This window comes from Chryseosolibacter indicum (genome assembly GCF_018598585.1).
GTDB lineage: Bacteria > Bacteroidota > Bacteroidia > Cytophagales > Cyclobacteriaceae > Chryseosolibacter > Chryseosolibacter indicus.
Genome location: NZ_JAHESD010000060.1, coordinates 1 through 24,323, shown reverse-complemented (window position 1 = coordinate 24,323; position 24,323 = coordinate 1). Strand labels below are relative to the sequence as shown.

Here is a 24,323-nt window from a genome sequence, read left to right as displayed (position 1 = left end):
TAAAGAATAGAAAGCTTCTATCAAGGACAGTGATTATGAAAAGACGACATCAAATCATTTTTCGCCAAACAATAAAATACGGTCATGAAGAGAAAGGAAAAGCAGAGGAAGGAACCTATCAAAATTCGGCGGAAGGAGTTGGCAAACGGAAATATCACATTGTACCTCAACATCTATTGCAAGGGAGAACGGGAATATGACCTTTTAAATATGTATAGATAAATGCCGTAGATTAACAGGAAAACAAATATACTTTGTGAAATTGTTGAACTGAAATGCAAGAGTTCCAGTCTGGATGGCACGACCTTGTAGAGAACTAGTTCATTGTTGGTCATATCAAACTGTCTAAAGAACTATGGGCGACACTTCACCAAATAGTTGACTTGCAAATCACCCAATGCACACCTCGCCATAGATATCTAGATTAATTATGCAATGAATCTAGTCGCACGTACCTGCTATAAACTTGCGTCAAAGTTTTGAGGAATTCAAGTTTGTTAACATTCATTGATCGTCGTGCTGACGCGCCTTGCAATTATCTGCCACATGCCATCATGCCAAACAACTTTGAATCGGAAAATCATCTTTCCATCATTTGGAATGTCTTTGATCGTCTGAGTGGCCTACTTAACTTTGCTTGGAGTAACAGAAGTAACAAAAAGCTCAAACTCATTTGGGGATCTTTAGAGTTGTTGAGTGATGGTCAGGTAATACTTGTTATCATTTCGTTACTCGAGTCAGTTAACACGCTGACTAATAATGGAGTTCACATTTTGCATCGGAAATGAAATATAGCAAATATCTAACTGATGAATATCTGAAGTTCTGCTTGTCAAAAAAATATTCTATGATATCTAATTGAGTGCATCGTGTGATTTCTCTAAGGTATTACCAGTTTTGTCGCACTCTGCCTATCTGTACTTTTAACTTGCCGTTCATTGGCGAATACGTGCGATCAGACAATAAGCTAATGCGAATATGGGTGAAGCTCCAAAAGCCACATGAAACAACTAAGACAGGTATAAGTTGTTATTGTGTCTTCTTCAATCCATTCAATTATGATTCATCGCGTAATTAGTTAATAAAGCTAACAGCTGGCATAGGCATAGCATCTTGCATTCTATAGTTGGCATGAATGGAAATTCATGTCGATAAACATGGTACTGGTCAACAACCTCAACAGAGTTGAGACTAAAGTTGCTCCTTAAAAGTCAAACTCCTGCTCTCGCATGACCGCTACTCGAAAAAGCTATAGAAATTAAACCACGATTGGCATGAAATTGTCTAGGCGAATCTCAGGCACTTTACAATCATAACAGAGCAGATAGTCAGGACCCCGAGTTTTTTTTAAGTAACGTCTACTTTTTTTTTCGAAATGAGGTCTGCATTTTTTCAGTGGTGCGACAATCCTGGACCTGGTTTAATGTTTCACTTAATAACTCGTTTATGTTAGCTATGAATTTCCGAGGGCCGTATCAAATCCGGCCCGACCGCAACAGGCCTGAACCGGAGATCGAGCATCCCTACGATGCAATTGTCCGCGTCACCCGGTCACTTGTTTGTGGCTCAGACCTGCACCTATACCATGGGTTGGTGCCAGATACTCGTGTAGGCATGACCTTCGGTCATGAATTTACTGGTATAGTAGAAGAAATTGGATCAGGTGTACAGAACCTGAAAGTTGGCGATCATGTACTGGTGCCGTTTAACATCGCCTGCGGTACCTGTCCTTTTTGTAAGCAGGAACTCTATGGAAATTGTCACGAGGCAAACCCGGAAGCTACAGCAGTGGGCGGCTTTTTCGGCTATGCTCATACGGGCGGAGGTTATGATGGAGGTCAGGCTGAATACGTACGTGTGCCGTATGCAGACGTAAGCCCGACAAAAATTCCCGAAGGCATGGACATCGAAGACGCCGTGTTGCTGACTGACGTCGTACCGACGGGCTATCAGGCAGCTGAACAGGCTGGCATCCAAAAAGGTGACACCGTAGTAGTATTCGGGGCAGGTCCGGTTGGTATCATGGCAGCACGGTGCGCATGGTTCTTTGGAGCCGGCCGCGTCATCATCATTGATCACATTGATTACCGCCTCGAGTTCGCAAAAAAGTATTCTTACTGCGAGGCCTACAATTTCAACGAAATGAAGGATCCTGTGGTGTTTGTAAAGAAACTCACCGATTGGTATGGCGCCCATGTGTGTATTGATGCAGTAGGATGCGATGCTCAAGGTGATGCATTGCAAGACATCACAGGTAAAGGACTGTTGATGCAGGCCGGCAGTGCCACCGCTTTGCACTGGGCAATCAATTCACTGAAGAAAGGTGGCATCTTATCGATTATAGGCGTATACGGTCCACCATGGAACCTTGCTCCTATTGGCAGCCTAATGAACAAAGGTATTACGGTGCGCGCCAATCAGGCTTCGGTCAAGCGCCTCTTGCCTAAACTCATAGACCATGTTATGAGTGGAAGGCTGAATCCCAAAGGTATCATCTCACACCGTATTCCTCTCGAAGAAGTGTCAGATGCTTATCGCATGTTTTCCAAAAAGCTGGACAACATTATCAAACCATTGTTAATTCCACCAAGAGCATACGCAGCTTAAATTCCTAGTTATGAAAAATGTATTAGAAGATATCATTGAACCGCCACTGGATCGGGAAATTGCAAATCGAAATATGGATAATCATGTCCAGAATATTCCGGGCTGGGGTATGGACGCAGATCCTGACAACGATCCCACCTATCCGATGAAACGTTCGAATGGTGCGGACCATGAGCGTCTCAATTATGTAAAGGCACCTCAGCAGCGTCAGGACATGGAGATTTTTCGTTCCATCGAACGCCCTAATATTACACGGGTATTTGGAACGTCTACGCCTCCATCGGGTCTGAGCGGAGCCATCCGAAGATATGCATATAAGTTTAGTGAAGCAACCGCGACGCGCTGGATGACACTCATACTGGCAGATCGCGTAGATGTTATTCAGGGAAAACTCAATGACTTGAGACATGGTATTCTTCCTAACCCATGGATTGAGCGCGGATGGAGAGCGGAATGGAAGCATAATCGATCAGCCTTTGTTGGCAGGATGGCAGTTACGGCAGTAGTGATCACAGCTGGGATTATACTGATGTCAAGGAAAAAGCAAGAATAAGCGAACGCTCGCGAAAGCTAGCATAGATTGTTGCATCAACCCAAACGCACCTGAAAAATGTTTTTGGCTGATATCTTATTGATTGCAAATGAAGATGTGATAGCAACGCATTGTGAAAAGACCTCAGCCGCCTTAATCATTTGTATGCCCGAGCGTACCTAAGAACGAAAACCTTCCCCGAGGAGAAATTGAACATTGCATGAATGGATTATTAGATTCCCGTTTTTCAAATCATCCGACCAATATCAAATCAATTAAAAATTAAACTAAGGCTTATGCATTTGACACCTTCCCTCCTCCTGATCTAAAAGTATATGAGCGTGGGCATAACATGCGTTCTGTCTTTGCTCCGGCTGGATGAAATGCGTAAGTCATGACATAGGAACGATAATGTTACTCTCGCAATAAAATGAAAAGCGAAAAAGACTACACGAGCAGTTCTATGAAGAAAAAGCCTGACCTAGCGCTGCTCGATTTTTAACTTTAAACAAGCCAATCATGAATACAAAAAATTATCAATCCGAACCGACTACAACTTTAAACAATATTGAATTAGAACACGTGTTTTCAGACGATACTTATCAGCTCACCGGTGTGGCCGTATCAAAAGACGGCCGTGTGTTTACCTGCTATCCGCTATGGCCCGGTCCGCACAAATGGGGAGTTGTTGAAATTGTCGGACCCGACGCATGCAACCCTTACCCGGACGAACAGTGGAACAGTTGGAAGCATGGGGATGACGGAAAAAATAAATGGGTGTGCGTGCAGGCTGTATATGTGGATGATCAGAACAATCTTTGGGTAGTTGATCCGGCCTGTCCGAACATGGAAGAAGTATATGACAGTAGTTTTAAGCTTGTAAAATTTAACTTGAAAACTAATAGCATAGAAGAAGTGTACCGGTTCGATGGAATACTCAGCAACAAAAGTTATATCAACGATGTGCGCGTCGATACGCAACGAAATTTTGCTTATTTAACCAACTCAAATGAAGGTGGAATTGTAGTCATCGATCTTGAATCGGGAACGATCAGGGAATTACTTAGTCATCATTATTCCGTAAGACATGATTCTTCTTTCAAATTGATCGTGGACGGGAAAGAATTCAAAAAGAACGGAGAACCTGTACATCTTCAATCCGATGGCATTGCCTTAACTCGCGATGGTGAATGGCTGTATTACAAACCACTCACCGACAACAAACTGTACCGAATCAAAACTGAATACTTGCGCGATGAAGAATTAGACGAAGAAAAATGCGAGGCGCTGGCAGAAGACCTGGGAAGTTTTTCAGTAACTGATGGAATGATCTTCGACAAAAACGGAAACCTTTACCTGGGAGATTATCAGAATTACAAAATGGTAAAAGTAACGCCCGATCATAGGAAGGAAGATTTAGTGGAAGACGAAAGGTTGATTTGGCCGGATAGTTACGCAATCACCGATGATGGCTATTTATACATCAGTTGCTCTCAGATCAATAGGCAACCCGATTATAATGATGGTGAGAATAAACGGACAACTCCTTACGCGATCTACCGGATGAAGTGGCCTGACGCCTGAACGGCAAAATGCCATGTAACTATGAGCGTCTGGACTTCAAACAAATGCCTAGACTGAGGGGTGATTAACGATTATCTTATGCATAAGCGATTTAAGCTGCCAAGCGCAGCATCGTGGTTATTAAAAGACTTAGTGATGTAACAACAACTTGAAGTAAAGCGAAAAAGCAGTGCAATAGATATCGAAGCTGATCTAACAAGAAGGAAATAATCTTGGAGGTAGTACAGATCAATTCGATACAAAATTATTATGAAAGATCGCTTCCAACGTTCATAGTTTGATTACTCAAAGAATCATTGAACACAACCCCTGCGAACCTCGCTCGTCCAATCCTAGGCCCCAGAGCTTCCTTTAATAATTTAGATTTGTGGTTCCATGTCAACGGATACTTACCGAGGCGTTGAATTCTACTCATTCTCTATTCTTGTAAACAACGCTATAACAGGCCAATTCGCCTTCATTGCTCACGTGTAAATCGTGGAAACATCCCCCAAAAAATCACCCTCAGAGAAATTGGTTGTTGATGCTCTTTTTCCAGTAAGATACCCCATGTCCAACGGATTCGATCGCACGAAGACAATCGAAGCGCTTCATAATGACAATACTGTTATTTTGTGATTGTGATTATTTCTTTTAAATTAGTTTTGCTCGCACGACTGTTTTGCAACACGCCGCGCCTGGGAAACTTAATCAAACTATCTGCTATGAAAAATCAATCTGGTCAGTTCAACCCCGCCATGTTCAAAAATTATTTTAAGACTGCCACACGTAACCTATCGAAGAATAAATTCTTTACAACTTTAAATGTATTTGGCCTGGCACTGGGTATGTCGCTCAACCTGCTCTACGTTGCCATGGTCGTATTCATTTTTCAATTCGATAACTTTCATTCAAATAAGGAGCACATATACAGGGTAATTACTCACGTTCGGGATCGGCAAGAGAATCCTTCGTTCGCATCCGCGCCTTTCGGTACTGCTCAACTTTTGAAAGACAATTTCTCCGGTTTGGAAAAGGTTGTTCGCATTCACCGAACAGCGTACCAGGATATTCGTTATGGAGACACCAAATTTACTCTTAAAAAACACTTTGTGGACGCAGAGTATCTTTCGATGTTCAACTTTCCCCTGCTGCAGGGCAACACCGCTACATCGCTTGCAAAGCCTAATACGATGGTTATTACCGAATCCGCAGCTGCCAGAATCTTCGGGGACAAAGATCCGATGGGCGAACTTGTATTCATTGAGCCGTTTGGTGAAGTAATGGTAACAGGTGTTGCGAACGACATGCCGAAGAACACACACCTGAAGGTCGAGGCTTTGATCTCGTTCGCCACGCTCACTTCTTATCATGGTGCGTCTTTTACAGACGAAGAAAAGAATTGGAATAACTTCTACAACTCATACACTTACCTGCAGCTCTCTGACAATTCAAGTCCCTCTGCCATTGAAGCCTTCCTCAATGACGTTGCAAAGGAAAAATACAAAACACCTGAATTGCAGGCTTCGTTCGAGCTTCAACCGCTCAATAAGATTGTTCCCGGGCCAGAGCTTGACAATGACCTTGGTAACGAATGGAGTTACCAGGAAATGTTGCTCATGGGAGTTATACCCATGCTAATACTCTTAGCGGCATGCAGCAACTACGTAAGTCTAGCTGTCTCTCAATCACTCAGACGGATGAAAGAGATCGGTGTGCGTAAGGTGATGGGCGGACAGAAGGGGCAGATCTTTATGCAGTTTGTGATGGAAAGCACGATCATTATGCTACTGGCGGTGACGATGTCGTATTTTTTCTTCGAGATCATTCGAGATGAAACCCTGTCAATTACCGGCGAACTTGATACAGTAGATTTGAATCCAACATTTGGAACTTTTACCGGTTTCTTATTCTTCGCGCTCCTGGTCGGCTTTGTTGCGGGCGTTGTACCCGCGCTCCATTTTTCGAAAATCGGTCCAATTCATGCCTTAAAAGGAAAGGAGTTGCAAACAAAAAAGGGAAGCCAGTTTACGCTGCGCAAAATCGTGATTACCTCTCAATTTATCCTATCATTGGGTTTTACCATGGCCATGGTGATCATGGTGCAGCAGTATCGGTACTCGATAAACTATGATTTTGGATTCGAACAGGAGAAAATACTTAATGTTGATCTTCAACAGGCAGACCCGCAATTGGTCAAAAATGAATTTGAAAAGCTCTCCTTCGTTTCTCTGATGTCTATGTCGTCGCACTCAGTGGGAACCGGAGACGTTCCAGGGTTGTATGTGAAGCGGATTGACAGTTCAGATTCCATAGCCGCGAGCATGATGTCCGTTGATGAAAACTTTATAACAAACATGGGTCTTCATATTGTGTTGGGAAAGAACTTTACCATCGACGCCGGCGAAAACTCACGTTCTATCATCATCAATGAAGTATTTGCAGAAAGTCTGAGCCCAAACGATCCTTCCGGGGCCATCGATCAGGTGATCATCCTGCCCGATAAAAGAGAAGTGAGAGTTGTGGGCATTTTGAAAGATTTTCACTACGCAAGCCTGCAATCCCCTATTGGAAACTTCTTCTTCGAATATGTGCCTGGGAATTTCCGCTATGCTAATTTTCACCTTCAATCAACCAACGAGCGCCAGGCTTTTTCGGAAATGGAAGAAGCCTGGAAACCTGTCGGCAATGGCAACAGGTTCAAAGCCGAATTCCTCGCCGATCAGATCAGCGGTGTATACGCTTTTTACGACAACATTGTGAAGATGTGGGGATTCATGGGATTGTTGGCCATCACCATAGCTTGCCTCGGTTTATTAGGCACAGTCGTGTTTACGGTTAAAAACCGGGTGAAAGAAGTGAGCATCCGGAAAGTGATGGGTGCTTCCTCCGAAAGTCTGGTGTACCTGTTATCGAGAGACTTTATTGTACTGCTGGCCATCGCGGGTATTGTCACCATTCCTGGCGTTTACTTTTTAATGGAGTTCACGCTGCAAGAAGCACAGTATTATCATGCACCGATCGGAGTTTTTGAAGTCGTTGTAAGCCTGGCGGTGGTGTTAGCCCTTGGGCTGACAACCATTTTCTCACAGACTTTAAAGGCTGCTAATACAAATCCTGTGGATAATCTCAGGGTTGAGTGATGCAAATAACCGCAACAGCGCTTGCATAGCATGTTTGACCAAGACTACTAAAAACAAGGCCTAAACAACACAAGAGAGACTACAAAGGATAGTCTCTTTTGATTAGTTTCTTGGATCCGGTCAGGGAGTTTTCGTAACTCAAGCCACAATTAATGAAGAGAATTGCTCTCACTTGGTAAATGAAGTTCAATTCAATTGCGCAGCAAGTTTTCTTCATCTTCATTCATGTTATTCAACTAAACCTGATCATACTAATGAAGTTTGAAAGTCGTACTGCTTCTAGGCTTTTCTTAAACTCCATCTCAATCTTTGGACTGATAATCTTCCGTTTATAGCGGGTAACAGAACTGGCAAGTGATCTTACCATTGATACTTATGCTCTGTGCAATCTATTTCTCGGAACGCAGCTCTTTCCGTTTTATTAATCCTCTCCCTTTAATGTAGAAAGGAAACTGACAAGATCCCTGATTTCTTTCTTTGTTAAGAGCATATTCATTGGAGGCATGCTTGAAGCTGAATTTGTTCTATTTACGACATCAGTTTTATTAATTACTGTATCGGGTTTGTCACCTGACTTAAGTACATATTCTTTTGTTCTTTCTTCTTGCAGAATGCCGTTTACTGATCTTCCATCTTTTAGCTCCAGCCTCACAATACCAAAGCCCGGAGCAATGCGTGCACTTGGATTTACCAATGCCTCCAGTATTTGTTCCCTGGTAAGTCTTGCAGCCACTCCATTGAGTCGTGGCCCAGCATTTCCACCAAAATCATCAAAAGAATGGCAACGCATACATTGTGCGGTTTGATGCCTGAAGAAAATACTTCGTCCTCTCTCAGGATTGCCACCCATTAATGCACCCGCATAATTTACTTTTAACGAGTCAGCAGAATTGGATGCCTTTGAAGTAGCCTGTTTAAATCTTGTTTTCAATTCCGCAGACTTGGTTAGGTCAATTGCCTCTGACAGGTCAAGCTGAATTTCTGCAGGAAGTTGTCCTTCTTCAAGTTTGGTCAGAAGCTGATCAAAAACTTTCTGTGAATGCTGAACAGGTATGTTTCCAAGAGTAAGCAAGGCCGCCTGTTTTTCTTCCGTTGTTTTTGTATTGATAGCATCTGCTAAGAGTGAGACTGCGAGTGATTCGGGAATGTCCATCTTCGAAAGCAATTCCAACCCAACAATACGGACACGCTTGTCTTTATCTGCCAACGCCTGTTTTATGGCGCCATCCATCTTGTTACCGGGAAGATTTGCTAAAGCGCGAAGAGAAGCAATGCGAACTTCCGGGGCAGAATCTGATTTAAGTCTTGAAACGAGATCAGATGAAGCCTCAGCTACCAGCAATTTACCAAGCGCAGTTACCGCATGCAGACGTATAGACGCATTCGTATTTGCGGTTAATTGAATTAGACTTTGAGTTGATTTAGTCTGCACATGCTTCAAATCTCTTCTGACTACACCTCTGTAACGCCCATCCACTCGATCTACTACAGACGGTTTGGCCCATGTGCTTAAGGCATCAATAGCTTCCACCCGCATTGCCGTAGGAACCCCTTCTCTGAGAGAATAATCTATTAGATTTTGCATGGCGGCATCATTTCCTACACGAAGGTTGGCATTAATCGCCCTTCTGATTAAAGGCTCATTACTAAATCGCTTATCCTGCAGAACATTACCTAGTGCAGGCAAAGCTTCTGGAATTGACAAGTCATCGTTAATGGCTCTTGCAGTTTCTGTTACAATGAACTCGTCCTGGTCTTTTAAAAATACACTAATCTCCGGATGTTTTAATCTTCTTAGGGCTACTACCGCAGCAATGCGAAGCGCACGAGACTGATCTTGTGCGAGCGCAATGATTGGGTCCGCCTTTCCTATTCTTGCTAAAGCCAGGCTGCCAGCATGCCTTAAATAGACATCTTCGTCATTATTTTCACGCAGCATTTGGATGATTGGTTGAATGGCAGAATCATGTGTAATTCTGCCAAGTGCTTCTGCAGCAAAGAAGCGGGCTCTTGCATAGTTATCTTTCAATAGTGGTATCAAAGCATTACCAGCTTCTTTGTACCGCACATCTCCTATCCATTTACAGGCCTGTGCTCTTATTTCTGGATCATTATCTTTTAACAATGGGAGCAATAATGCTGCATGTTTGATATTTTTTCTTGCGAACTGGCTAATTCCCAAAATGCCATGCACACGTGCAAGCTGATGTTCCTTCTGGTTGATGTTTTGCTTCAACACTTCAAGTCCCTCATCTTCTCGTGTCGCCAACTCGAATTGCGCTTTTTGACGAACACGCATATCAGCATGTTTTAAAAGATCGCTCAATTGTTCAGCTTTATAATCGTTAAAGTTTGCGGCTAGCAGTACCTTCGTCTGCTTTCGAACTTCGCTATCTTGCCCCGCTGCAACATCAAGCTTCCATATACGGCCAAATTCTTTTGTGTCCCAGCCTTGAATCCAGTCAGACATATACATGGCACAGTCAGGTCCCCAATCCACACCAGTTGCTAAGACACCGCTCAAAATCATTTTACTATCACCTAGCTCGAAGCCTGCACCTTTAGGTTTTAATTTAAAGGCATGGATACCTGACTTGGATGGATTACCAACAAATTCCCCAACAAAAAAAGTGTTTTTGTATTCATCGTTCAGCGCTGTACCAGGATTATAAAGCATTCCAGTTGGGCCGCTTATAAAATTTGCTAGGGTTGGAATAATATGGGCAGCCTGACCTTCAAATCTTGGTAAGTACATTTTCTCATCCATCCAAACTTTATATGTGTTGTTGTCAGGATCTCTGTATTTTCCAAATTGCCAGTTTGTACGCCAACCAATATCTCCTCCGTTGACAACGTAGACAAGTCTTTCGCGCTCACCAGGGTGATCTCCATCATTATCTTCACTAATCAGGTTGCCATATTCATCAAATACAAATTCGTGCGTGTTTCTGTTGCCATACGCAAATACTTCGAAATCGCTTCCGTCAGGATTTGATCGTACGATAACTCCGCTGTTCGGATGTTCCCATTTCTGCCCGCTCTTGTCAATTCCGGTAAAACCAATGTCACCAATTTGCCAATAGATTTTTCCCTCCGGTCCTACCTCAAGCCCAGACATACCATGGCCACCAAAACCTATATGCACACCGTAACCATGTGAAATCGAGTTTTTCTCATCCATGATGCCATCACCGTTTTTATCCTTTAACCGCCACAGGTCAGGCCCAACGCCAATAAATAAATCATCTCCATGCTTCAAAATAGCTCCTGCAACATCTGTCTCTTCATCATTAAAATCATCAACCATTAATTGTGAAAGATCGGCAATACCATCCCCTGATGTATCTTCAAGGCGGTAGACATGTTCTTTTTGAATAGTCATATCTTTCCAATCGTGAGAGCCGTCTTTATTCAAATCGGCTAGCCATTCGTTTTTTGCGCTATTCTCTGGTGACAAAGTTTTTCGAAGGAAGGCGCGTTTGTCGTCAATTGTTTGCAGGCTAATGGATTCAATCTCCCAGTCTTGGTGACTCCTGATATCAAATTCAGAATTCTTTTGCCTGTTTGTTCTTGTATAGTACAATCTACCTTCATCATCAATATCAAGCGAGACCGGGTCTGCAACCAGAGAGTCGACACCCCACAATTTTAAAATAAGACCTTCTGCAAGTTGAGGGGTCACTGTTGCTTCAATTGATTTCGCCATTTCCGCAGTTCGCGTCGGGTCCATTTGTTTGATGCGCAAATCCACCTCTTCTTTCTTATCACAGCTTATAACCAAAAAAGAAGAGCAAATCAAAATAAAAAGAAGCCTGTTAAAGGTTCTTGCTTTAACCTTGATGTATAAAAGCGATCGTTTCATCGACTGGGACAATTTAGTCGGTCAAGTTATGAAACGTTATGGAGATGTTCAGCAAAAACATGAAAAGTATTAATTATACAATTACTTTTAAAAGATACACGATACTACAGTACAATGGGTAATATTTAGTTTGGTAATAATACTGACAATGACTTAAAACCTTACGCTAATTCTTTGGCCAAGCTTTGCCTTTCTTTTTAATTATAGGTTGCCCTTGTGGTACAATGTTTTCCACCTTTCATCAATCGTTCCTTGGTTTTATCAACCTTTATATTGCTCAACTGTTTCACTATAGTTCATGCTCACTGCAGCTACTTGTTTTGTAAAACGGGCAAGCAAATAAATTAAGATTTGCAGCATTGATTGGCTGCGATTAGTAAGGAATGAAGGCAAGATTAGCATAACACAACATGAATCAATCATCAGTTCACTACAGGCCCAAATAGTGGTTATGGGCATGAAGAAGTGTACAATTTGTTGTCTGCATAACGTCGAAGAGTGTGATCGTTCGGTAGTGTTTAACGATCTCTTTAATGTCCGCACCTTGTCAAGGATTAACAGTAGCAATCTGGCCGTCTGGTTCAATAGCCGTTACAAAGATTATAATAATTCTACAGATGAAATTCTTATAACGTAGATAAAACGTCTCATTGAGCGGATAAATGGATGATGTTTTCCCTTGGCATAAATTTGACAGGAAGAGGGCGATAAAACTTTTTTATAATTTATGAAAAAAATAACCCTCTTAACTGCATTCGCAGTTGCATTGTTGATGTTTGCCTGCTCTGAAGAAGAGCCATTAGTTCAAAAAGAACAGGTACAGTTTACGTTACGCATTCCATCTTCAGAAAATCCAGGAGGTAGAAGTGCGGCCCATTTACCTTCAGGGGTAAAGATATTGATAAGCCTTTCCAATGCGTCGGGCACCGTTCTTACACGCCATCCGGTTTCTATTCTTAAACTTGGAGACAGCTATATTACAGAGCCTATACAATTAAACACAGGTCAGTATTCTATAATAGATTTTCTTATTGTCAACAATGACGATAAAATTCTTTTTGCTACTCCGAAACAAGGATCTCCTTTGGCCACAGCGGTATCTCATTCCTTACCTTATACACTTACCGTAGAAAAGGGAAAGATTTCAACTTTTGAAATTGAAGTAATTGATGCAGTTAAAAATAACCCGGATGCTTTTGGTTATGCATCTTTCAACTTAAAGGTTATTGATACACTACCAATCTCAGTATTTATAGCGACAAGGATGGGACAATCGGAAAATCTCGAGTTTACCGATGCTAAAGCATCCTTATATAGTAATGGTATACTCGTAGGTGAATTCGCCCTAGGTGCTAAGGTTAATTACATTCCTCTTGACGGACAACAAGATGGATCCTATAAATTGGTAGTAAAGAAAGAGAACTTTATAGACTTTGTTAAGACCTTTTCCTATAAGGAACTGATGGAAGGCATTGATCAAGGTAGCATTAAAGTGGTACTTGTATCAAAAGATGATGCATTTACGATTACTCCTCCTAATTCACTCGGCGTATTTGACTTTTCACTTCAATTTTCCGAAGCAGGTACTATATACGTCAACTGGGGAGATGGGACAATTGAAACAGTAAATTTTGACTCTGAAGACTGGTTGCCGTCGGCTAACTTATCACATGAATATGAATCATATGAAAATATAATATCTATTACGGGAGACCTTCATAAAATCAGGTTATTCGAAAACCATGCTGTATACGCGGCGGGCGTTGATGTATCTCAATTGACAGGTTTGGAAATGTTAACTCTCAGGGGATTTTCCGCAAGTTCGAGTGTACTAGACCTTACCGAAAATTTAAAACTTGAATACTTAACCCTTGAAGGGTCTGATTTTAAAGATGTTGCTTTGCCTAACTATTCGGTTTTGCAGGTAGTAAGGCTGGAGGGATGCAATATCGAGAACATCGATGTGAGAAGTAATGCAGAGAGTTTTGGATTATATATAGGAACAAGTGAAATCAGTAATCTAAGTATTAGTACCGGATCTTTGTATACTGTTGAACTTAGCGGCTCTATGTCCACGAAAACGACAGACGGAATTACAAATGCGTTATATGACAATGCATCAACGGAAGAAGTGTATAATGTAACATTTGATACAAGTAGGTTAAACGAAGAGTTAAGTGAACAGAGCACCAACAAAATCATTTTTTTGGAAAACGCGTATAGCTGGCATTGGATTAATTAGCGATCTTAATAAAAGTAATTCTTCTCTTAAAGATAGTGGCGAAAGCCACTATCTTGCTATTTCGAGCACTTCCTCCAATACCATAAGCATTTCATTTTTACATAGTCAGTTATTCAGTTGTCTTACAAGAAATCTGTACAGGGCTATGATCAGGACATAATTCTTGTTATACAGTAAAAGTTAGCAAGACCACACCTGGCATTTCCTTCACAATTCCTTTGTCATCAAATGTCAGAAGTCATCCTGTCTCTTAGATTCCCTTACCTAAAAGTTTAACCCTCATTAATAAGCCTCAGCTGTGTCTTGCTTACCTTTTTTAAAACATCGAAGGTAACTTACTTTACCATTCCTTGTTTCCCTAATAAATATTATCATAATACGCGTGAGAAGTTATAAGAGAATTACATCTAATATCCTCACCTTATAAATATTAATATTATGGTTACAATAACTACATATTTACAATACGGCAACGAAATATTTTTCCAGCTTAATTAATAAATATGTCGAAAGAAAAAATACTGCAGTAACTTAGCAGGAGAACTTTTATTAGAAATTCAGTAGTTGCAGCTGCCGGCAGCGCATTATTACCCTCCATGATGATAAGTTGTGAAGACGATGACAACAACTTTAAACCAGAGGGGCAATTTGGATTTTTTTGAAGGAGTAGCAAGCTTTGATCCATCACAAGATAAAGTCATATTATGGACACGTTATACACCTGCAGCAAATGAAACAGCTAAGCCTACTATTATTCTTGATGTAAGCAAGGAAAGTGACTTTAAGCAAGTTCTTGTAAGTGAATCAGTAGAAATAGACACTGCAAATGACAATACCATACATGTTGATATAAGCAACTTGCAGTCTAATACAAAATATTTTTACCGGTTTAGAAATGACCGCAGTGGATCCACTTCAATAACAGGTGAAACTAAAACACTTCCTAAAAGCAACGAAGTGTCGCAGATCAAGCTAGCTGTTGTCTCGTGCTCCAACTTTCAGGCTGGATTATTTAATGTTTATGGAGCAGTGGCAGAATCAGATGCAGACGTTGTCATTCACTTAGGGGACTATATCTATGAATATGCCGCAGGCGGATATGGATCAAATGGAAATACTGGACAACTTAATCGGGTACACAAACCTGAAGGAGAAATTGTTTCAATTGATGACTACCGAACCAGGTATCGCCAGTATAGAGGCGATGAGCAGCTGCAAAAGGCACATCAACACAAACCATTTATTTGTGTTTGGGATGATCATGAAATTGCAAATGATGCATATAAAAACGGCGCAGAAAACCATCAGTCCAACGAGGGTGATTTTGCTACAAGAAAGGCAAATGCATTGCAGGTGTGGCATGAATACCTGCCCGCACGTGTCCTAGAACACGCAAGAATCTATAGAGCTTTTGACTTCGGTGGAATACTTAACTTGATGATGCTGGATACGCGCATCATCGGAAGAGATCAGCAACTTGACTACAATAATTATGTAAGCGAGGTCGGCTTGAACGTCCCGGCTTTCTTAGCTGATTGGCAAAATCCCAACCGAACTATTTTAGGTGTAGAACAGCGTAATTGGCTTTTGTCAACTTTAAGTTCAAGCAATGCAAGCTGGCAAGTATTAGGAAGTCAGGTGTTGATGGGAAAAATATTAATCCCCGCTGAAATGTTATTACTTACTGCTCAGATTGCTGCGGGTGCCGTGACCCCAGAACTCTTCGCTCAATACAACAAAACAGTAAGCGAGTTAGTAACTATTAAAACAAAAATGGCGATGGGACAGCCTGTCAGTAATGAAGAAAAAGCACGTGTTGAAACTGTGCTACCCTATAACCTCGATGCTTGGGATGGTTATCCTGCTGAACGTGAGGCAATACTTGCATCAGTACTGGAAAAGAATTTAGTCTCCCTTGCTGGTGATACGCACAATGCATGGTATTCAAAGCTTTCAACAGCATCAAAACAAGTTGTGGGGGCTGAAATTGCAACACCATCAGTTTCCTCTCCTGGCTTTGAGGCGATTTTTGGCGCAGATCCTACAGCAATACAGGGCTTCGAACAGGCTAATGCAGTTCTGGTTGACGATCTTGAATATTTAAATGCTTCTGAGCGTGGATTTGTATTAGCTACATTTACGAAGGCAGAGGTACAGGCAGAATGGAAATACGTCAGCACCCTTGCCACAAAAAATACAGCTGTTACAACGAAGAAAACGATTACTATTACGCGATAGAAATACTTACAGTTTAAAGTAAATACCATACGCTTAAGTTCAATAATACCACTTTTGCATGTAAAGAATCTTCCTCTTTGGGGTTAATATTACTAGGAATCACCTGTGTAAGGTGATTCTTTTCTCTTCAGCGCTTGGTCACTTTCAACAATATTCTTTACAGAACGTTATTCACTATAAGTTGGCACCTTTGCTCTAGTGTACTTGTTGGGCACTGTAATGTTAAATATAGTTCCCACTCCTACTTGTGACTGCACTGAAACCTTTCCACCGAGTTTCTTGATTGTTTCGCTTAAGATAAACAATCCTAGTCCTGATCCTTTCGAATGGTCATGGGCGCGGTAGAACATGGAAAAGATTTTGTTTAAATGCTCTTGGGCTATCCCAATCCCATTATCCTCAAATTTAAGAATCAGTTTATCTTTAGTCACCTTCACCTCTATTCTTATGAAGGCATCTTTGTCTTTGTCACAATACCTGATTGCATTTGAAATCAAATTATTGATGATAATTCGAATTCTTCCCCCATCTGAGTAGAATGGGTAATAATTCTCTGTAACGATATCTTTTCTGATCTTATCACAACCTTCAACAAACTGGTGATCCAAAAAAACTTCATCGATAATATTTTTGACATCAACCTCCTGTATGTCTATTTCCAGCTTTTTATTTTTGGAATAATTCACCACCTGGCTGATAAAACCTTCCATTCTCAACACACTGTCTTTCATATGATGAAAATAAGTATCAAGCTCGTTTTGCTTATTCTCGTGCTTTAAAAGATTTAGCAGTCCCAGCAGTGAGGTTAATGGTGAACGGAGATCGTGTGCGGTACTATAAAGGAAATTATCAAGCTCTCGGTTAAGCTTGTTCAATAACTTATTTTTGTTTTCAACTTGTTTTGATTTCTCCTGAATTTCGCTCATCTGCATGTCGAGTTTCTTCATTAACACCTCGAAGGTTGAAGTAAGCGCCTTAATTTCGGCAGTGCCCTTCGACCTCGCCGTTTGCATCACTTGCTGATTTTTTAGTTTAGAATAACCATTAAAATCAGCTAATTTTTTAATCGTAATCGATAGTTCAGCAATAGGCGCAGATATTTTCCTTGCAATTCACACTGCCGAAATTATTGAAAAAACAAAAGCGGTTACAAATAGCATAGCGAACAATACCCTCGCCTGGTTTTGTGCCCTTAGCGAAAGCTGATAGGAATGTTGTGATAATATAAGGTATTCACTGCTGATATATTCTGTTAAAAGATTAAGGTCATTTCGTAAACCTTCATTACTATTAAGGCCAATTTGCTTAATAATCCATGCTAGCTCTTTAAAATTATCATGGTAATGTTTTAAATGTTCAGCTGCGGCAACGTTCTTGACACTTTGTTTCTCAATTTTTTTAAGCAATCGAAGAGCGCTAACGTCAAAATTTGTTAAGTACTGCTTATCAAGTCTGAGCAGAAAATCCTTTTCGTTCCTTCGAAGTAGCAACAGATCTACATAGTCAACCTGCATCTCACGCTTCTCCAGTTCATGGGCGTGAAATCGCATTTGGCCTTCCACCCCAAAATCCTTAAAGCCCTTTCTCCATATTAGCTCCTCAAGCTTCGAGAATCTTGCATTATAGATTTTCACCGCACTGTCAATTGACATGAGGCTCGTGTGTACTTCAGAATCAGCTAATCTATTTTCAAGTAACAATGCTTCAATTTCACTTTTAATTATCTTATTGATGCTATCTCTACGTAAAAGATAGTTACTCTGTGCTGTCCGGAAATAATTTTCGTTTATCGTCTCCAGATCAAAAAAATCGTTGTCGTTCTTAAACAATGAGAGTGTAAAAATCTGCAACTTGCTTATGTTTCGGTCTATATTAGCAATACTTACAGACCTGTTTAGAAAGTATAATGCTATTGAAATCAAGAGCAAAAAGAAGATAATTAGAAAAAGAAAGCCGGAAAGAATTCTATTCTTGATTGAATCCTTAGAAAAAATATTCCACATGAATTAAAAGGACCAGAGTAAAGAAAAAATTAATTAATCAAGAAATATAGGCAGAATGAGAGCACAACAAAGATATTGAATGTTATCAATAGTTTATATTTTTCCTCACTACCAGGATCCCAACTATATCGGTGAGAGCATAGAATTGTTCAACCTAACTTTTTATCGCCCCAATAGAAAAAACTTATATTGAAAGTCTACCTCTGCTTATGAGATTTTACAAGCCTGATGATGACCTAAAACCCCTTTACTAGTAATTATATTTTGGTTGTGGTATTGCTATTGTTAAATTCTACGGGTTATAGTGAGGACAACCAGGTGATATCGATAATTTCAGAGTACAAATTGGTGATACCGTAGTCGCGACTAACCTTGCAACTACTTAATTTTCCGCCATGATTACCTTCTTATTTGCTTGAGGAACTACTTTATCGAGTAGCCAGTCAATCTTTGGAATAAACGCAACAAATAGCAACACACCACCAATATTAAAAATCATATGAGCATTGGCAATCTGTCGGGCAACATTACTCGGAGAAATTGTTGCTGCAACGTTTGCAATGGTATCAGTAAATAACAATCCTATCAAGACACACACTACATTAAATCCAAAGTGAAAAATACCTGCCTTAATAGCTTCCCTGCTTCTGCCGATGCTCGCTAATAACGTATCTGCACAAGTCCCTACTTCAGCACCTAACATAACTGTGATTCCAATGCCCAGTGAAATCAATTTTTGCGAAGCCATCGTTATCACAATGCCCATTGTTGCAGAGGAGGACTGTATAATTGCAGTAATCAGCGCACCTACCAAAACACCTTTCGGTGGTGATTCAAGATATCTGATCCAGCTTGTAAAACCATGATGTTCTTTGAGAGGCTCCACTGCGTGCGACATCATTCCTAATCCGAAGAAAATCAAACCAAAGGCAAATAGCACCAGACCCAGGTACTTGGTAGTCTTCTTATGATTACCAGCAAAGTAAATGACAAAGCCGACAACCAGCAGAAGTGACGCATACACTTCAACCTGAAATGCAATAATCTGACTTGATACCGTTGTGCCTATGTTTGCACCCAGGATAACCGCCAGCGCACGCTGCAAAGCCATAACCTGTGCATTTACCAGTGCAATAACTAATATGATGGTCACAGATGATGAATCAAGAGCAACAGTAACAAGGATGCCTAAAAGGACTGCCATAACTATGTTACTGGTGAATCTTTCCAGAATACGCTTCATGCGCTTGCCCGCAAGCTTTTTAAGACTTATTGATAATCTTGTGACACCATAGAGAAACAGTGACAAGCCGCCCAGCACACCCAGTATGATGAAAATAAATCCATAAAATAATCAAATGAAAATTCAGGGCCGACTTCTTTTTTAATATTAATAAATTGTTTTGTTAATGATGACATCAGGGATGAAAAGCGCCAATATAATGTTGCGGTCAATGAAAACTGATGTTTTGAAGTAACAAGAATTAACAGAAATTTAATCTGCCTCCTTTAAAAAGCAACTGCCAAACCAGACTTCCATTAATTAAGCAATAGTTTTTAAATAGTTACTCAAATGAAGATACTCGCAATCGGAGATATTCATGGTAAAAAGAGATGGCAAGAGGCAGTTAACAATATTACTGTTGATCAGATCGTATTTCTCGGCGATTATATCAACGCTAAATGATGTATCTTTAATGAGCCACATCATCGATCAAATCTCGAAGCCTTGATTAAGTTCAAACGGAAGAACTTTGACAGCGTACATCTTTTAACAGGTAACCATGACATTGCTTACCTTGGATGCAGCCATTGTACAAGTCTGTACTAAGGTCGTTACTGACGTCAAAGACTTTAATGACCGGACACGAGTCCCCATGGATCATTTCATCAATCACATAAATATACTTTTCACTGCTGACAATTTTAGAAGGGAATAAGTACGAATTAGGATGCTGATCTATGGTAATTTTTGCAAACTACTAATAAATCAGCATGCTAAAATTTTTGCCATCCTCCACCATTTATTCAGGAAGGACATCTGCTTCCTTCAGGCGCGTTTCGGTGATCCCTCAGTATATTCAAAATACTTTGCTTTTTGTCATTAGGTAATGCCTGAAATCCATTCGTACTTTCAAGACCTCCCCAAATAAGCGCTTCAGCAATGGAAGGGTCCATAGTCGGGTATATATCCAATAACATATTAACCATACTGTTGATGATTTCCGGGTCCGCCATGAATTCATGATCCTCTGCTTCCGTAGTGTTGCCGAAATACAAAATGCGATAGGCATGTACCATCTCATGAATAAGTGTAGACATTATATTTTCTTTAGATAGATGGTAAATGATTTGTGTATTAAGAGTGGTCACTATTTTGGTGTAGCCATTAGCTCCCCCTTGTGTCCCCGTATTCGCTAACGTAGTTACCTGGTTTAAACTACCCGCATGAATTGAATAATCTAAAGGATTCGAGTAATGCCCTTGCTCAAACATAAAGCGCACCAAAGAATTGGACTTGGCAAATTTAGATGCTATTTCTGCCAGGCAAGGGTGATCGTCCAGATCAATGATAATGTCAACAGGTGCAGTGTCAGGTGTTAGCGTTATACCTTGCCGAGGGGGCGTTATTGGTATTGGATTCCACCCTGGGTGAAAGTCCGGGCACTGCATAGGTGGTAGCTGTGAGCTTGATGGATTTCTCACCGGAGGAGGATTGTTTGTACAAGGTGGGGTATACCAGCCACCTCCCCCACCGCCAGACCCTCCACCACCTGAGTTACTACCTCCATTGTTTCCTCCATTACCTGATCCACCAGAACCACCACCTGATCCGAAGACAGGAGGACTATCTTGCACGATAATAGTAGTAACACATATAACTTCATCTGAATAGTAATAGTCATTACTTCCTCCCGGAGGAACTCCTACTAACTGACCCTGATCTCCGTCATGCGTTACCACCCAGCAATCTTGCATTGCATAAATTCTTTCGTTCGAACCTTCCTGCACATTACGAATTCCGATTCGCTGCGTGCCTTTGCCATTTGAATGATGAAACAAACGACCATCTGTAATTTCATAGGTACTGACGCCAAAAACAGCATAATTCAAAATCATGAAACTTGATGCAAGTGACTCGGCGCTTATGTTGTCCAGCGAGTTTGAAAATTTATACGAGCGATAATCGCCCAATCTATACAATTTTATAATAACGTCCTCTTTCGAGACTTGACAGGCCAGGAATGAATTCACCAATTCACCATCCGGTAAAACCAATGGCACCAGCACCATAGCTAAAGATGTGTCACTTCCATGCGACTTGACTATTGATTTCTCCCAAACAGGATATCCATCAGTAGCAATAAGCGCTTTCAAAAACGGTGATTTCGCGTCTTGATCGCTTATCGTTTCTGAAATTTTTTTTAACGGAGTGGGGGAAATTGATGGAAGCCCTAGAAACCGCTCAACATTATAATTGTCGATACCTTTATGCACTGTTTGAAGATCGTCCTCAGAACAAGCGTGTAGCACAAGCAACACGAGCAGCAACCGCGTATGCCAGCTGCGCAACATTAAATCAGGAAATTTCATAAAGTTTGATGATTTGAATTATAAATTAAACATGCAATAGCCAATAAAACTGTCTGTCAATCCATTCAACTTGAACGCTATCCACCTCGTAAAGTGGACAGATTATCTTGCGGCTGGCAATCCTTATAGTAAACTGGTATTTCAACATCCTCTGCTTTAACTATAGATATAAGATTAACAGCCTGATTTGTAAAAACACCTCGTCCACAACCCTATTACTACTTCCTCCCACAGCCTGAACGGTTAATCAAGTTCGGCTATACCGACATGTTCATGCAATCACTGTTTAACAACTGCAACAAATACCAGTAACAGTGTATGTGATTAGAGATTAAGTGCATTTGTAATGGAGAAGTTAATAATCTCAGCCCATATGAATTCGATTAAAATCCTACCAGCTGGAAAGCCTTACGAAAGGCACAGCTACTTGATGGCCCGAAAGTAAGCGGACTACGCTAGAGGGTAGCTTCGGAAGAATCATTTAATACACAAACAAATAACACGTAACATCGCTATATTTAATTGCCTTTAAGTTCCATGAAATACGATGATTTAAAACGATGGGATTACGACCTATGGATGCGCGTGGGAGAAATAGCGATGATAATATTAATCCTATCTCTGCACCCTGCAAATGGACAGGACCTTTCATACAGGCAGTACACAGTAAAGGATGGGTTGCCCGGATCAACCGTTTACCATGCACTCCAGGACCAAAACGGATTTATGTGGTTTGCTACAAATCAAGGCGTGAGCCGTTTTGACGGAAAAGCTTTTAAAAACTATTCGAAGAAAGACGGGCTTCCAGACGACGAGGTACTTAAATTATTCGTCGACCGCAGTAACAATGTGTGGTTAGTTTCAGCATTAGGAATTGCGTCTGTCATTCATAACGACTCGGTTACACAATTCACCAAGTTTCCTGGCGTCATTGCCGTAGCTGAAGATGTGCTTACTGATTCCGTTTACTTTATTTGTAAAGGAGACAATAACAATGGTAAATACTATGCAGTTTATGCTTCTTTAAACAAACCAGACAAATGGAATTTTTCCGGAAGGGTTAGAGATCACTATCAGGAATGGCCCGTGCTGAGGGCGTCTTCCCCGGATAAAGGAATCAATTTTTATTTTCTTGAAAAAGAAGGACAAGGTCCTGTGCTTTTAATGAAATCTTCATCATGGACCACCTCGCACTCGTTCAGCTGCAGTATCAACGGCATTCAGCGCGCTTTTGACCCAGCGTCATTTTTTTGCCTGACGCCTGACAAGGCCGGACTTGTCTTCCATACCTTCGACTCACTTTATTATATAAAGGGTAATAAAAAACTTGCTCTACTTCCCGTCAAAGACTTGAATATGGAAACTGGAATCCCGTCAGTGTTTTGTGAGAATGATTCAACATTGTGGGTTTGCACGCGCAAGCAAGGAATTCTCCGGATCGAAAACTTTCTAACACCACAAAAACACTTCACATCTTTCTTTGAAAAAAGTTTCTGCACTTCCATCATGAAAGATCATGAAGGCGGTTATTGGATCACTACGCACAGCGACGGCGTCTATTATCTTCCCAACCTGAATTTTCGTTCGCTCCGTGTCAGTGGAGACATCGAACCAAAAAATGTGAAGTGTATTACTGTTTTGGATCAACATACCGCAGCGGCCGGCTTCGACGACGGCAATGTTATGCTCGTTAACCTAAAAACGCTACGTACCAGTCTCTTTGGCGATTGGTACACGCTCAACCGAAATAATCGAATATTAAATATTGCCCCTTATTTAAATGATCACTTTCTTGTGGCAGGTGATGCCGGACTATTTAAATTGACCCGAACAGGCCAATATCAAAAGATAACAAACCTGTTAAACGCAGCAAAAGATGTTTTTGTTCTGCCTGACTCCAGCATCCGCATCGCATTGACTTTGGGTATGGTCTCTACTCGTCCGAAGGAAGGCAAAATATTTTCCGGGCGTGTAACTTGCGTAAATGGCATAGGAACAAAATGCTACTGGGGTACGCAACAGGGTGTATATACGATAGTCAATGGTAGCCCCATGAATTTAGGCGACAAGCACAAGGAACTTCGAGGCATTATAAATCACCTTGCCTTTGCTCCTGACTCGTCCCTCTGGGTATCAACACAAGATGGCGTCGCAGTATTGAAAGATGGTATTGTTACCATGATAGGAAAGGAACTGGGGCTTCCAAGCAATACATGCAAGCATATTTGTTTTGATCGAAACACTGCCTGGGTATCAACGAACATGGGCATCTGTCGTATCGACTACCAATGGAAAGGTTCTAAACTTAAACTTTCTATTTCGGATATTACGGAAGAAGATGGGCTCATCTCGAATGACGTGAACCAAACCACCACAACAGAAAAGCACGTGTGGGCCGCTACAGCAAGGGGCATCACTTTTTTCGACAAAGACTTCGTAAGCCAATCGATCATTCGCCCGCTGATCAACATCACACGTGGTGAGGCAGGCAAGAAAGTACTTGCAGTCAGCGATACGATAATATTAAAGTACCCTGAGA

At 41.1% G+C, this 24,323-nt stretch carries 14 protein-coding genes; 9 read left to right on the top strand and 5 right to left on the bottom strand.

Annotated features, from left to right (window positions below; translation table 11 throughout):
* Positions 1-35 precede the first annotated feature (35 nt).
* The 5 genes from KK060_RS19930 (at position 36) to KK060_RS19910 (ending at position 7,845) form a co-directional block, all read left to right on the top strand.
* On the top strand, positions 36-200 hold the full coding sequence (locus KK060_RS19930; protein WP_254155581.1) for a hypothetical protein: 165 nt from the start codon (positions 36-38) through the stop codon (positions 198-200).
* A 1,246-nt stretch (positions 201-1,446) separates the two neighbouring features.
* Positions 1,447-2,607 (top strand): zinc-dependent alcohol dehydrogenase, encoded by a 1,161-nt coding sequence (locus KK060_RS19925; protein ID WP_254155580.1) that lies wholly within the window; start codon positions 1,447-1,449, stop codon positions 2,605-2,607.
* A 10-nt stretch (positions 2,608-2,617) separates the two neighbouring features.
* Positions 2,618-3,160 carry a hypothetical protein gene (locus KK060_RS19920; protein WP_254155579.1) on the top strand — a complete coding sequence of 181 codons (543 nt, stop codon included), beginning with the start codon at positions 2,618-2,620 and terminating at the stop codon, positions 3,158-3,160.
* A 498-nt stretch (positions 3,161-3,658) separates the two neighbouring features.
* Entirely contained in the window at positions 3,659-4,723 is a 1,065-nt protein-coding gene (locus KK060_RS19915) for an SMP-30/gluconolactonase/LRE family protein (RefSeq protein ID WP_254155578.1), read from the top strand.
* A gap of 704 nt (positions 4,724-5,427) precedes the next feature.
* On the top strand, positions 5,428-7,845 hold the full coding sequence (locus KK060_RS19910) for an ABC transporter permease (protein ID WP_254155577.1): 2,418 nt from the start codon (positions 5,428-5,430) through the stop codon (positions 7,843-7,845).
* A 421-nt stretch (positions 7,846-8,266) separates the two neighbouring features.
* Here KK060_RS19910 and KK060_RS19905 read toward each other — a convergent pair whose 3' ends face one another.
* On the bottom strand, positions 8,267-11,707 hold the full coding sequence (locus KK060_RS19905; protein WP_254155575.1) for a HEAT repeat domain-containing protein: 3,441 nt from the start codon (positions 11,705-11,707) through the stop codon (positions 8,267-8,269).
* A 727-nt stretch (positions 11,708-12,434) separates the two neighbouring features.
* Between KK060_RS19905 and KK060_RS19900 the strand changes: the two genes are divergently transcribed.
* Positions 12,435-13,949 (top strand): hypothetical protein, encoded by a 1,515-nt coding sequence (locus KK060_RS19900; RefSeq protein ID WP_254155573.1) that lies wholly within the window; start codon positions 12,435-12,437, stop codon positions 13,947-13,949.
* Between the two features lie 618 nt (positions 13,950-14,567).
* Positions 14,568-16,187: an alkaline phosphatase D family protein gene (locus tag KK060_RS19895; RefSeq protein ID WP_254155571.1), complete on the top strand. Its 1,620-nt coding sequence runs from the start codon at positions 14,568-14,570 to the stop codon at positions 16,185-16,187.
* A 167-nt stretch (positions 16,188-16,354) separates the two neighbouring features.
* Here KK060_RS19895 and KK060_RS19890 read toward each other — a convergent pair whose 3' ends face one another.
* The 3 genes from KK060_RS19890 to KK060_RS19880 form a co-directional block, all read right to left on the bottom strand.
* Positions 16,355-17,200, bottom strand: coding sequence for a sensor histidine kinase (locus tag KK060_RS19890; protein ID WP_254155569.1), 846 nt, complete (start codon positions 17,198-17,200; stop codon positions 16,355-16,357).
* Between the two features lie 99 nt (positions 17,201-17,299).
* Positions 17,300-18,190 (bottom strand): hypothetical protein, encoded by an 891-nt coding sequence (locus KK060_RS19885; protein ID WP_254155568.1) that lies wholly within the window; start codon positions 18,188-18,190, stop codon positions 17,300-17,302.
* A gap of 382 nt (positions 18,191-18,572) precedes the next feature.
* Entirely contained in the window at positions 18,573-19,511 is a 939-nt protein-coding gene (locus KK060_RS19880; protein WP_254155566.1) for a Na/Pi cotransporter family protein, read from the bottom strand.
* Positions 19,512-19,763: 252 nt separating this feature from the next.
* Between KK060_RS19880 and KK060_RS25270 the strand changes: the two genes are divergently transcribed.
* Positions 19,764-19,877: a metallophosphoesterase gene (locus tag KK060_RS25270; protein WP_367397521.1), complete on the top strand. Its 114-nt coding sequence runs from the start codon at positions 19,764-19,766 to the stop codon at positions 19,875-19,877.
* Between the two features lie 341 nt (positions 19,878-20,218).
* Here the strand turns inward: KK060_RS25270 and KK060_RS19875 are convergent, their stop codons facing one another.
* Positions 20,219-21,784, bottom strand: a complete 1,566-nt coding sequence (locus tag KK060_RS19875; RefSeq protein WP_254155558.1) for a SprT-like domain-containing protein — start codon at positions 21,782-21,784, stop codon at positions 20,219-20,221.
* Between the two features lie 537 nt (positions 21,785-22,321).
* On the opposite strand from KK060_RS19875, the gene KK060_RS19870 reads away from it, so the two are divergent.
* Positions 22,322-24,323 (top strand): ligand-binding sensor domain-containing protein (locus KK060_RS19870; protein WP_254155556.1); only part of this gene is annotated, 2,002 nt, incomplete at its 3' end.